Origin of the sequence: Antarctobacter sediminis (genome assembly GCF_019218285.1) — a bacterium.
Taxonomy (GTDB): Bacteria; Pseudomonadota; Alphaproteobacteria; order Rhodobacterales; family Rhodobacteraceae; genus Antarctobacter; species Antarctobacter sediminis.
Window position 1 is genome coordinate 1 of record NZ_JAHUZG010000014.1, and the last position, 11,579, is coordinate 11,579.

Genomic DNA, 11,579 nt, shown 5'->3' on the forward strand with positions numbered 1-11,579 from the left:
TTCATCGACATCTTCACGTTCGCCAGATCGACACCCGATCCGTCCGCTTTTACACGGACCTTCACGTTGTAATCGATCACGCGCTTGACGGGTACAAGCACCTTCATCTGCGTGTCTCTCCTCAGGTCAAATTCAATCACGGGCGGACCCGCAACAGTTCCTCGCTGGGTTGTGTAGCCTGCACGCGCGGGCGGAGACAGCGAAAAATCGTCGCGTTTTTGCCTGTGAGCGTCGCCATGACGGGACGTTTTTCAGTATATGCCCGTTTCCCCGGCCACAGACACCTAGCGCACCATGGGCGCAGGTGCAGGACCAAGGGCGATTTCCGGGCGCCGCGACCAGCCTGTTCGCTTGCTGACCGGGCCGGAAATGCCGGTAGCGACCTTGATCCCGGTTGGCATCAGGGCGGGTTAGCGGCAGATCGACCGAAGTGCCTGCCATTCCGTGTCAGAGAGAATCGGCCTGGTGCCATTCTGACTCCGGGCGAAATCGCGCGCCTGGTCCGCCCTTTCGGCTGTCACCGGATGGCTGGACAGATAGGCGGGGATCTCGATGCCCTGAAGGTCGCCCAGTTCGTCGAAGAACCGCGCAAAGCCCGACGCGCTGATATTCGCGTCGCGCAGCATGTCCAAGGCAAATTGGTCGGCAGCCGCTTCGGCGTCGCGGGTGTAGGCGGCGGTAATCAGTTGTTCGCCGACCAGTGCGATGGCAGCGCCTCCGGTGAAATCGCCGATAAGCATTGTCAGCAGACCGGCAGAACCGGCGGTGCGCAGTGCGTGGCGCGTGGCATCCCGAGATTCCACATGGCCGATTTCATGTGCCAGAACACCCGCGACCTCATCGGGGCCTTGGGCGGTGTCCAGAAGGCCGCGAAGGATCACAACCTGTCCGCCGGGGGCGGCAAAGGCGTTCACCATCCCGTGGTCAAAGACCGAGAGGCTGATTTGGTACTGCATGTCGCGGTTGGCGGTCAGCCGGTCGCGCATCTTGTCCAGCGCCGCCAGCCCCGCGGGATCGGTGCAGCGCAACGAAGCGCCCCCACCGCCGTTCAGGACCCGCTCCATCTGGCGGACGGCGACCTTGCCAAATGCGATTTCGCGTTCGACCGGGATGATGCGGGCCAGCGTGTTCGCCATGGCGGGCAGGATCACGAAAAGCATCACACCGGCAGCGACCACCGCCCCGACAGAGTAGATCCCGATCTTGCGCCAGGTGCCCTTATGCAGATCCGTCCGGAACAGGCCGGGCCGGGTGCGATGCATCCAGTCGATCAGTTCCGGGTCGTGGATCACAAGGCGGGCCGGATCGCGCGGGGCTTCGTCCTCGGTCTGGGCGTGGCGGGTCAGGATCAGGCGCGTTGAATCCGAACCATCCCGCAGCGCGCGCAGATCCATCAGCGGCCAGCGCAGGGGGCTGTCCAATGTCACGCCCGTGATGATCATGGCCTGCCTGTCATCGGAAAGGGCGACATGAACATCATGCCGCCCCGCCGTGAGGCCATCGAAGAACTGCGCCTCGGTGCGTTGCATCAGATCGCGCCACCCACGTCCAGTGCATCGGCAAAGCCTTCGGCATCGACACCGGTTTCCGCCTCTCGTTGGGCAATCCGGTTCAACGCTTCGGGGTTCTGGATCTGAACGTTCTCGATGTAATGGGCAAGGATCGGTTGGGTGATCAGGATCATCGTGCAGGCCTGTGTCACAACCATTGCTATGACGTATCCCACTGCCACGACGATCCCGAAGACCGCGATTCCGGTTCCGTTTTCCTGCAACGGAAGAAAGGCGGTGGCAAAAACCCCGACGATCCCGAAGGCGACCGAAGCCAACATGCCGACAAGCAATCCGCCAAGGATGTAGGTCTTGATCACAAAGCCGGTGCGCGGGATCGCAGCAAAGCGGATGTCGTCACCCAACACCTTGTTCCGGGTGAGATAGCCAAAGCTTTGCACGCCGTAGTGGATCGAGCCGAGGATGATCCAGATATAGGCGACAAATACGCCGATCCCGCCGAAGACGGCCATCGGAACCGTTTCGCCCATCGCGGCACCCACCAGCAGCAGCGCGCTGACCACCATGATGGCAACGCCGATCAGCAGGTGCTTCATCGCCGGGAACAGCTCGGTCCACTTGCCCTCTTGTGTGAAACGGGCCGTGCCGTAGTAGCTACGGTCGGCCTGGTATTTTTCCAGATTGAAGGTTTGCAGCGGGGTCAAAATGCCAAGCGTGATCATGGCAAGTAAGCCATAGCCAAGCGCGCGCCAGACATAGCCCCATGCGCCTTTTTCCATGCCAAAGCGGATACCGCGCCAGCGGGTGCGGGCCATCTTGTAGCGGCGGGCGCGGTACATGGCGTAAAGGATGAAGGGCAGCACCGCGAAGAAGGTGATGTAGATCGCGGCGGTCTGGGCGATCATCTGTTCCATGGTGGCGGTTTCGGGGTCGACCATGACGTTCAGGCCTGCGTAGAACAGCGCCATCTGGATGATGCCGACATAGATCGCAAGAAAGACCACCGCGACAAGGAAGCCCAGAAACTTTTCGATCCCGGTTCCGGTGTATTCGAACGTGTCACCGCCCGCGTTGACCGAAGACCAGATGTATTTGCGGATCCGGGTCTTTTGCCAGAACCGATAGATGCCCAGCGTGATCACGGTCAGCAGACCGGTTTTCAGGGTGAGCGAGAAAAGGGGGCCCTTCTCGCCGGTGTAATTGATGTCCATAAAATTCTGATCACTATTCATTCTACCGGTCTCTTGTTTCGCGGGATTGGACGCGCGGGGGCATGCGCAAAATATGCCCCAAGATGCGGGTTGAGCGCAGGGCCGTAAAGTCGGGAATGCCTGCCCCACCGGATCAAGCCGTCAGAATTGCGTCTCGCCCTCGCAGATGTTTTGCAACGCTTGCCATTCAGCGGAGGTCAGCAACGGGCTGGGCGCAAGGCCCAGAGGGACGGCATCACGCGCGGCGGCGATCCGATCCCCCAGTTTCGGGTGGGACAGAAAGTGCCCGATCAACCCTTCGGCGTCGCCGCCGGACAGGGCACGGAACCGTTCGAACATAACGGCCAGCGCGGCAGGCGACAGGTTGGCTTTGGCCATCAGGTCATGTGCAAAAACATCTGCTTCCGCCTCGGCCTCTTGGCTGTAGCGGGCCTCGATCAGGCGTTCGGCAAAGAACAGCATGATCGCGCCCCCGGCAAAATCGCCAAAGATCAAACCCAGCACGCCGATGGATCCAGCCGACCGCAGGGCGTTGCGGGTTGGATCGCGGCTGACCACGTGGCCGATCTCATGTGCAAAGACGGCGGCGATTTCCTCGGGTGTTTCGGCTTCGTCGATGAGACCGCGAAAGAGCACGATATGCCCACCGGGCAGGGCGAAGGCATTGACCATGTCGTGGTTCAAAACGTGGACGGTCAATTCGACCGGAGCGTTCATCTGATCCGTCAGCCGCGTCTGGATCCGGCGCAGCGCCTGTTCACCCTTCGGAGCGGTGCAGAACCCGATCGGCGCTATGCCGCTGTCGTCCAGCGCCTCGCGGATCTGGGTCAGCGTCACCTCGCCCAAGGCCTTTTCGCCCTCGGGCGGGATGTATTCGGCCAGTTGATCGGCCATCATGGGCACGAGGACAAACAAGATCAGCGCAACAGAGGTCACGGCTGCAAGGGCCCAGGCGGCAAGCCGTCCCCGGCGGGCCAGCGGGGCCGATCGGGTGCGACAGGGCAGGCGGGCGCGAATGCCGGGATCGGTCAGGATCAGGCGGGCCACCGGATCGTTGCGCAGGCGCAGGACGATGATATCGCCGCCCGCCTGATCCGGGACTTCGCGGATGTCATCCAGCGGCCAGTCAATACCCCCGCCGGTCAGATGGCGACGGGTTTCGTCGATGTTCAGGACAACCCTGCGTGCCTGCGCTGTCTCGCCGTCAAAATGGTCTGCGGTCGCTTCGAAGGGGGGCGGTTTCGCCCCGACGTGCAGCAGCGTCATAGCGAAGCCCCCACATCCAGCGCATCGGCAAACCCCTCGGCTTCCAAGTGGTGGTCGCGCGGGCGTTGGTTGATGGCGGGCAGGGCCTGCGCGCCTTCGATGCGCAAGCCGCGCGCATAAAGCCGTGTCAAAGGCAGCGTGACCCACGCCTGTGTGGCTGCGGACCAGACGAGAAAGACGGAGAAATAGCTCATCACCGTCATCGCGACGAGTAGCCAGCGATCCGCCCCGGCAAAGACAAGGGACAAGTCCTGCATACCGATTTCAGTCAGCGTATGCGCGGATTGCAGGCGCAGGAACAAGACCAGCAGGAAACCGGTCGGCACCGCCGAGACCAGCAGCGCCAGAAAATGCCCCGACAGGGTGATCCAGAAGACGCGCAGCGGACTGATGGTCAGGTGCAGGCGGATGCTGCCCAGTCGTTTTGTGCCTGTCAGGCGCTTGCGGGTTTCGACCCGGTAGTAGACCACGCCGAACAGGATTAGCAGCCCGGACAGGCAAAAGCCGAAGATCGCAAGCGGTGCCAGCCCCGCGCCCAGAATCGGCAGGCAAACCAGCGCCAGTCCCAGACCGGCAAGGTGCCATTTGATCGCCCAGAACAGCATGGTCCATTTGCCGCCCTGCTCCATTCGGTGATCGCCGAACCAGGTTCGGTCCGTCCGGTACTTCTCAAGCTTGAAGGTCATGCGGGGCCACAACAGCCCTAGCGTCACGATGGTCAGCAGCCAGTGCCAGAGCGCGCGCATCGCAAAGCCCCATGCGCCGGGTTCCAGCCCAAAGCGCAGGCCCATCCACCGGGTGCGGGCCAGCACATAGCGGCGGGCGCGATACCGGGCGTAAAACCAGATCGGAACGACGCCGATCAGGCTAAGTGCATAGGCGGCGACGTTGCCCTGAAACAGCGAGAAGCTGACAAACATCAGCGCAAGGTTCACGACGCCGATATAAAAGGCGAGGATCACCACCGCGATGAGAAACCCCAGCAGTTTTTCGAACGGGTCGCCGACATATTCCAGGGGATGGCCGCCGGGGCGGATCGCTGACCAGTACCATCGCCGCACACGGGTCTTTTGCCAGAACCGGTAAATCCCCAGCGATAAGACGGTCAGAATGCCGGTGACAAAAGCAAGCTTGAAGATCGGCCAGCGGCGTCCGGTGAACTGCGTCGAGATCAGTTCGCTGCCCGTGACCTGCGCGCCCGGAGGTGTCTGTGCGCCCTGCAATGCCGTTCCCGCCCCGTCCTTTCCGTTGGGGAAGATTGGCGTTTTCGCGGGCAGGGCGCAACCGGCGTCTTTCGGTTGGTGCGAGGCCCCGGATCAGGTCCGGGGCCGGGTCACCTGCATCAGAGGGGGCCTGTCCCGGGCTTGACCCGGGACTTCGGCGTGTTCAAGCAGGCCCGCGCCTGTGAGGACGGCGGTGCCTAGTTGAACTTGTTGTCACGTGGGAAGCCGCGCGGGGCCATGCGGCCGGTGCCCGCGCGCTTGCCGATCCATTCCTCAAGCTCGGATGCCTCGACTGTCCGGGTGCGACCGGCCGGGTCCTGCCATGACAGGCCGGCTTCCAGCAGGAAGGTCCGGACGTCAGAAAGGCCGCCATCCTTGTACTTTTGCAGGCGCACACCCTTGCCGCGTCCCATTTCGGGCAGTTCCTCCAGCGGGAAGACCAGCAGCTTGCGATTTTCGCCGACGACAGCCACGTGATCAGCGGTAACGGGTTTGCAGACCAGCGCCTTGGACGGCGCGCGTACGTTCAGCACCTGTTTGCCGGTCCGGGTCTGGGCGAGGATCTCGTCCTCGGGCACGATAAAGCCGTCCCCGGCGGTCGATGCCACCAGCAGCTTGCGACCGGGCTTGTGAATGAAGATGTCGATGATCTCGGCATCATTGGGCAGATCCACCATCAGCCGCAGCGGTTCGCCCATGCCGCGCCCGCCCGGCAGACTTGCTGCCGACAGGGTGTAAAACCGACCCGTCGAGGCAAAGACAAGCAGTCGGTCGGTGGTTTCCGCGTGAAAGATGAAACGCGGGCCGTCGCCGTCCTTGAATTTCAACTCGCGGTCCAGCGCGATATGGCCGGTCATGGCACGAATCCAGCCCATCTGAGAGCAGACCACGGTGATCGGTTCGCGCTCGATCATCGCCTCCAGCGGGACCTCTTCGGCCTCTCCGGCATCTGCGAATGTTGTCAGGCGTGCGCCCCGATCCAGCCCCTTGCCGAACTTCTTCTTGACGTCGCGCAGTTCCTCTCCGATCCGCTTCCATTGCAGGTCGTCGCTGTCCAGCAGATCCTCAAGCCCGGCTCGTTCTTCCATCAGGGCGTCGCGTTCCTTGACCAGCTCCAGCTCTTCAAGGCGGCGCAAGCTGCGCAGGCGCATGTTGAGGATGGCTTCGGCCTGCACGTCGGACAGACCCTCGGACCGGCCGACAAAGCGCGCGGGCACCTTGGCATCCGTTCCGTCATCGGCCAGCACACCGCGGGCAATCGCCTCGGGGTCGTCGCGCAGTTCCAGCGAGGATACCTCGATCCCGGCCAATGGCGAGACATAGTCGCGTTCGTCCATGGCGCGCTTGATCGTGTCTTGGTGCGGGCGCGACCAGTCCTCGTACATCAGCGCGGCCTTGGGGTCATCGTCATAGCGGATAATGTCGATCACGCGGTCGAGGTTCAGGAAGGCGACGATCAGGCCTTCGAGCACTTCCAACCGGTTGTCGATCTTGGCCATCCGGTGCCGTGACCGTCGGATCAAGACCTCGCGCCGGAAGTCGAGGAAGGCGCGCAGCACCTCCTTGAGCGAGCAGACCTTGGGCGTCACGCCGTCGATCAGCACGTTCATGTTCAGCGAGAACCGGATTTCGAGGTCCGAATTGCGGAACAGCATGTTCATCAGAACATCCGGGTCCACGTTCTTGGACTTCGGTTCCAGAATCATGCGGATGTCTTCGGCGGATTCGTCGCGGACATCGGCGAGGATCGGGACCTTCTTGGTCTGGATCAACTCGGCGATGCGCTCCACCAGTTTGGATTTCTGAACCTGGTAGGGAACCTCGGTCACGACGACCTGCCATGTACCGCGGCCCAGATCCTCGACATGCCAGCGGGCGCGCAGGCGAATGCTGCCGCGCCCGGTGCGATAGGCCTGCGCGATGTTGTCTGCCGGTTCGACGATCACGCCACCGGTCGGGAAATCCGGCCCCGGGACGTATTGCATCAGCGTATCATCCACCGCATTCGGCGATTTGATCAGATGCAGGCAGGCGTCGATCAACTCGCCGATGTTGTGCGGCGGGATATTGGTCGCCATACCGACCGCGATACCCGAAGAACCATTGGCCAACAGGTTCGGATAGGACGCGGGCAGAACCGAAGGTTCCTGAAGGCGGCCATCGTAGTTGGGGCGGAAATCGACCGAGTTCTCGTCCAGCCCTTCCAGCAGGGCTTCGGACATGACGGTCATCCGGGCCTCGGTGTACCGGGAGGCGGCCGGGTTGTCGCCGTCGATGTTGCCAAAGTTCCCCTGACCGTCGACCAGCGGGTAACGGATCGTGAAATCCTGTGCGAGGCGCGCCATGGCGTCGTAGATCGCCGCATCGCCATGCGGGTGGAAATCCCCCATGGTGTCGCCGCTGATCTTTGCGGATTTCAAAAAGCCGCCACTGGAACTAAGTCGCAGCCTGCGCATTGCATATAGGATACGCCGGTGAACCGGCTTCAGCCCGTCGCGCGCGTCCGGCAGGGCGCGGTGCATGATGGTACTGAGCGCATAGGTCAGGTAACGCTCGCCAATAGCTCGGCGGAGCGGTTCTGCCAGATCACGTTCGGGCATGTTGGGGGTGTTGGCGTCGTCGTCCATAGATGTGGTGATACCTGCGCCACATCGAAGCGGCAAGCGGCTGTACGGGAAAATTCCATCCCGATTTCCCTTAGAGAGCTTCGGGGAATCGGCTATCAACTGGCGATGCCGCACGAGGGTGGTGGGTGCGGTGTCTGATCGGAGTGTGTGGGGATGATTGTCCGCGGCGTCATGCTGATGACTTTTCTGCTTTTGGGGCTGTCCTGGTATGAACTGTCGGGCGGGAGCGATTTCGTGCCCGGTGATCGGGGTGTCCGGATCATGGCCGAGGTCAAACCGGCCCCCGCGCCTGCGCGTGCCCCGGGCAGCAGCTTCACGGTCCTGAAGCCTGAACCGCAACCTGTGCCGGTGTCGCAACCGCGCGTCAGTTCTTTGCAGACCCGCGATCCGTTGCCGTCCCGCACGGTGCGCGTGCCCCAGACGCAGGCGGCGGATGTCGATCCGGTTGCCGCTCCGGCGCCGGCAAATGCGGACCCGGCTGTGGATGACATCGCCTTGGCTTTGGCCGAGGCGCTGGAGGCAAATGACGCGCCGCTCTCTGCCGATCCGGCTGACCCCGGCGATGAAATCACCGCCGCGCTGGGCGATGCCCTGGGCGACGGTGTGGTGCCCGAATCCGCCTTCCCGGCCGAGGGCGGCGACCCGCTGGCCCCGGCCCCCCAGATTGCGGGTCTGGGATCGGCCGTGCCGCTTGGAGCGCCTATCGTCGGGGGCGAAACCATCATCGTTGCGCCTGACGCCTTGGATCTGCGGATCGTGACCGGCACCAAGGTCAACTTGCGTGACGGGCCGTCGACCGCTTTCGATGTCCTGACCCAGTTGTTCGAAGGCGATGAAGTCGAGATTCTCGATGACACTGGCGATGGCTGGGTCAAGCTGCAGGTGTTGAACACTGACGTCATCGGATGGATGTCCGACGATTTCCTTGGTCCTGCGAACTGACTGCGTTCTGCTTTCGCTTGATAGCGGACTGGCCTAAAGCGCGTGTATGACCGCTCGTTCCATTCTGATCACAGGCTGTTCGTCGGGCATCGGATACGATGCCGCGCACGGCCTGCGCGCCCAAGGCTGGCGTGTCTTTGCCGCTTGCCGGCAAGAGGCCGATTGCCAACGCCTGCGTGACGAAGGCTTTGAAAGTCCGAAACTGGACTATTCTGATCCCGATAGCATCCAATCCGCCCTGAACGAAGTACTGGCGGCCACCGGCGGCAGGCTTGACGCGCTGTTCAACAATGGTGCCTACGCTGTACCGGGCGCGGCCGAGGATCTGCCTACCGGTGCCCTGCGCGAGATCTTTGAGGTCAACGTGCTGGGCTGGCATGACCTGACGCGTTTGGTGATCCCGGTCATGCGGGCGCAGGGGCATGGGCGGATCGTTAACCACGGGTCGGTGCTGGGTCTTGTGGTGGCGCCTTGGCGCGCGGCCTATAACGCCAGCAAATTTGCGGTCGAAGGGCTGACCGATACGCTGCGGATCGAGATGCGGGACACGCCGATCCACATCATCACCTTCAACACCGGGCCTGTGACATCGAAGATCCGCGTCAACTCTATCCCACATTTCGAACGCTGGATCGACTGGCGCTCCAGCCCGCGCGCCGCGCAGTACGAATCGCGCCTGCTACGGCGCCTCTACGAGGATCGCGGTCCTGACACTTTCGAACTGCCGCCTTCGGCGGTTACGGCCAAACTGGTGCATGCGCTGGAAAGCGCGCGCCCGCGCCCCCGCTACTATGTCACCAAGGCGACCTGGATCATGGGCCTGCTGCGGCGCGTGCTTCCGACCACTGCGATGGACTGGCTGACTGCCAAGGGGTGACTCTACGTCCCGTCGCTTTTTGAAATGTCTCCGCTATGTCCTTGCGGAAACCCTGGGAGATATCATGGCCAAGGATCCATTGTTCATTGTCGTCGGCGTCGCCATGCTGGTGGTGCTCGGCATTCTGCTCTTCGGCATCGGCAGTTTTGCCAAGGGTGGAGAGTTCAACAAGAAATACGCCAACAAGGCGATGCGCTGGCGGATCGCGGCCCAGTTCTTTGCGGTCGTCCTGATTCTGGCCTTCGTGTGGATACGGGGAAAGTGACATGGTTGTTCTGAGCAAGATCTACACCAAGACCGGCGATGCCGGGGAAACGGCGCTGGGCAATGGCGCACGGGTGGCCAAGTTCGCGACGCGTGTGACCGCCTATGGCACGGTGGACGAACTGAACTCTGTCGTCGGTCTGGCACGGTTGCAGGCCGAAGGCGATCTGGATGCCCAACTGAGCCGCATTCAGAACGATCTGTTCGACCTGGGCGCAGACCTGTGCACGCCGGACATGGAAAAGGATGCCGAGCGCGAATACCCGCCGCTGCGCATGGATGCGAGCCAGGTCGCGCGGCTCGAATCCGAAATCGACGGGATGAACGGTCGGCTGGAACCGTTGCGCAGCTTCATCCTGCCCGGCGGTTCGGCGCTGGCGGCGCATCTGCATCACTGCCGGACGGTGGCGCGACGCGCCGAACGGTTCACGGTCGAACTTGCGACGGTCGAAACCGTGAACCCGGAAGCGGTGAAATACCTCAACCGCCTGTCGGACTGGTTCTTTGTCGCAGCGCGGATCGCGAACGACGAAGGCAAGGCCGACGTCTTGTGGGTTCCGGGCGCGAACCGGTCGTGAGACCGGCGTGCCTTCCAGTGGAAGGCGCGGTGCCCGGAAGGGCGTAGCCCCGGCCCGTAGGGTTGGCGCGAACCGGTCGTGAGACCGGCGTGCCCCGCCGCGCTGACGGAAACGTGACCGGCCCTGCCCCGGGGATCGTCGGTCGATCTGTGGCTCCTCGGTCGCTTTTTGCAAGTTAGGCACCTTGGGGGACTCGACAAAGCCGGGGCGCAATTGCACGCAGGGGGGCGGTGCGCGACCCGGCGCGCCTTGAGGAGGGATGTCTATGATCCGGATTGCTGCCGTTCTGATGCTGGCTCTTGGGCTGGCCGCCTGTACGGATGCCACCAAGGACCTGTCGGGACCGACGACGCCTATCGGGGATCTCAGCCTTGGTTACGTGGCTGTCGTCACCGAAAAACCGGCCCCGTCCAAGCTTTTGGTGTCGCGCGACGCGACCCCCGAAGAGTGGATCGAAACCGTCGATGCCGCAATGAAACAGCGCTTTGAACGGTTCGAAGGGGACCGTTTGTACCACCTTGGCGTCAAGGTGATCGCCTATTCGTTGCCGCCCCCGGTGGTGCCGGGCAAATCGGCGCTGCATGTTGCTGTGACCGTTTTCGACGATGGCAACTGCATCAAGATGAACGCCAAGGCGCATGATGTCATGGTGATTCAGGTCTTTGAGTCTCGCCTGCAACTGACCCGCGAGGAGCAGATGCAGAAACTGGCCGAGGCTGCGGCGCTGGACATCGAGAAATGGCTGCGCGAGATGATGGAAAGTGACGGCTGGTTCACCGAGGATTACACCCCTCCGTCGAACGCAAAGCGCGTCCAGGGAAGCTGCTGACCGGGATTGGGATCCGGGCGGTCTGAGCCCAAGCGTCAAGAGATGCTTGATTTTTGCCGCCCGACTCAATAAACGGCGCGCGATGAAACTTCGGGGCGCGACGGCTGCCCCTCAACGTGAGGCGTCTGAGAGATGGCAAAGGAAAAGTTTGAACGCGGCAAGCCGCACTGCAACATCGGCACCATCGGTCACGTTGACCATGGCAAGACCACGCTGACGGCTGCGATCACGAAGTACTTCGGTGACTTCAA

At 62.5% G+C, this 11,579-nt stretch carries 11 protein-coding genes and 1 pseudogene; 6 read left to right on the forward strand and 6 right to left on the reverse strand.

Annotation, left to right across the window (positions count from 1 at the left end):
* The 6 genes and pseudogenes from KJP30_RS24710 to KJP30_RS24735 form a co-directional block, all read right to left on the reverse strand.
* Positions 1-107: pseudogene (locus KJP30_RS24710) on the reverse strand (electron transfer flavoprotein subunit beta/FixA family protein); the annotation flags it as partial.
* A 303-nt stretch (positions 108-410) separates the two neighbouring features.
* Positions 411-1,529 carry a M48 family metallopeptidase gene (locus KJP30_RS24715; RefSeq protein WP_218452223.1) on the reverse strand — a complete coding sequence of 373 codons (1,119 nt, stop codon included), beginning with the start codon at positions 1,527-1,529 and terminating at the stop codon, positions 411-413.
* Positions 1,529-2,743, reverse strand: a complete 1,215-nt coding sequence (locus tag KJP30_RS24720) for a YjgN family protein (RefSeq protein ID WP_218452224.1) — start codon at positions 2,741-2,743, stop codon at positions 1,529-1,531. Before KJP30_RS24720 ends, KJP30_RS24715 begins: the two co-directional genes overlap by 1 nt.
* Positions 2,744-2,863: 120 nt before the next feature.
* Positions 2,864-3,988 (reverse strand): M48 family metallopeptidase, encoded by a 1,125-nt coding sequence (locus KJP30_RS24725; RefSeq protein ID WP_218452225.1) that lies wholly within the window; start codon positions 3,986-3,988, stop codon positions 2,864-2,866.
* Entirely contained in the window at positions 3,985-5,211 is a 1,227-nt protein-coding gene (locus KJP30_RS24730; protein ID WP_246594754.1) for a DUF898 family protein, read from the reverse strand. The genes KJP30_RS24725 and KJP30_RS24730 overlap by 4 nt, the downstream gene beginning before the upstream one ends.
* Positions 5,212-5,408: 197 nt before the next feature.
* On the reverse strand, positions 5,409-7,838 hold the full coding sequence (locus KJP30_RS24735) for a DNA topoisomerase IV subunit A (RefSeq protein WP_218452226.1): 2,430 nt from the start codon (positions 7,836-7,838) through the stop codon (positions 5,409-5,411).
* A gap of 177 nt (positions 7,839-8,015) precedes the next feature.
* Between KJP30_RS24735 and KJP30_RS24740 the strand changes: the two genes are divergently transcribed.
* From KJP30_RS24740 to KJP30_RS24765, 6 genes are all read left to right on the forward strand, one after another.
* Positions 8,016-8,780, forward strand: coding sequence for an SH3 domain-containing protein (locus tag KJP30_RS24740; RefSeq protein WP_218452227.1), 765 nt, complete (start codon positions 8,016-8,018; stop codon positions 8,778-8,780).
* A gap of 46 nt (positions 8,781-8,826) precedes the next feature.
* The gene (locus KJP30_RS24745; RefSeq protein WP_218452228.1) at positions 8,827-9,657 is read left to right on the forward strand and encodes an SDR family NAD(P)-dependent oxidoreductase; all 831 of its coding nucleotides are present in this window, start codon (positions 8,827-8,829) and stop codon (positions 9,655-9,657) included.
* A 64-nt stretch (positions 9,658-9,721) separates the two neighbouring features.
* Positions 9,722-9,922, forward strand: coding sequence for a twin transmembrane helix small protein (locus KJP30_RS24750; protein ID WP_218452229.1), 201 nt, complete (start codon positions 9,722-9,724; stop codon positions 9,920-9,922).
* A 1-nt stretch (position 9,923) separates the two neighbouring features.
* Complete coding sequence (locus KJP30_RS24755; protein ID WP_218452230.1) at positions 9,924-10,499, forward strand: cob(I)yrinic acid a,c-diamide adenosyltransferase; 576 nt, start codon at positions 9,924-9,926, stop codon at positions 10,497-10,499.
* 265 nt (positions 10,500-10,764) lie between these two features.
* Positions 10,765-11,328: a hypothetical protein gene (locus KJP30_RS24760; protein ID WP_218452231.1), complete on the forward strand. Its 564-nt coding sequence runs from the start codon at positions 10,765-10,767 to the stop codon at positions 11,326-11,328.
* 132 nt (positions 11,329-11,460) lie between these two features.
* The coding region (locus tag KJP30_RS24765; RefSeq protein WP_246594748.1) for a GTP-binding protein at positions 11,461-11,579 on the forward strand (119 nt) is incomplete at its 3' end.

Excerpts from the sequence above, each read along its gene's own strand:
- KJP30_RS24715 (WP_218452223.1), bottom strand. The coding sequence starts at position 1,529 with ATGCAACGCACCGAGGCGCAGTTCTTCGATGGCCTCACGGCGGGGCGG.
- KJP30_RS24720 (WP_218452224.1), bottom strand. The coding sequence starts at position 2,743 with ATGAATAGTGATCAGAATTTTATGGACATCAATTACACCGGCGAGAAG.
- KJP30_RS24725 (WP_218452225.1), bottom strand. The coding sequence starts at position 3,988 with ATGACGCTGCTGCACGTCGGGGCGAAACCGCCCCCCTTCGAAGCGACC.
- KJP30_RS24735 (WP_218452226.1), bottom strand. The coding sequence starts at position 7,838 with ATGGACGACGACGCCAACACCCCCAACATGCCCGAACGTGATCTGGCA.
- KJP30_RS24740 (WP_218452227.1), top strand. The coding sequence starts at position 8,016 with ATGACTTTTCTGCTTTTGGGGCTGTCCTGGTATGAACTGTCGGGCGGG.
- KJP30_RS24745 (WP_218452228.1), top strand. The coding sequence starts at position 8,827 with ATGACCGCTCGTTCCATTCTGATCACAGGCTGTTCGTCGGGCATCGGA.
- KJP30_RS24750 (WP_218452229.1), top strand. The coding sequence starts at position 9,722 with ATGGCCAAGGATCCATTGTTCATTGTCGTCGGCGTCGCCATGCTGGTG.
- KJP30_RS24755 (WP_218452230.1), top strand. The coding sequence starts at position 9,924 with ATGGTTGTTCTGAGCAAGATCTACACCAAGACCGGCGATGCCGGGGAA.
- KJP30_RS24760 (WP_218452231.1), top strand. The coding sequence starts at position 10,765 with ATGATCCGGATTGCTGCCGTTCTGATGCTGGCTCTTGGGCTGGCCGCC.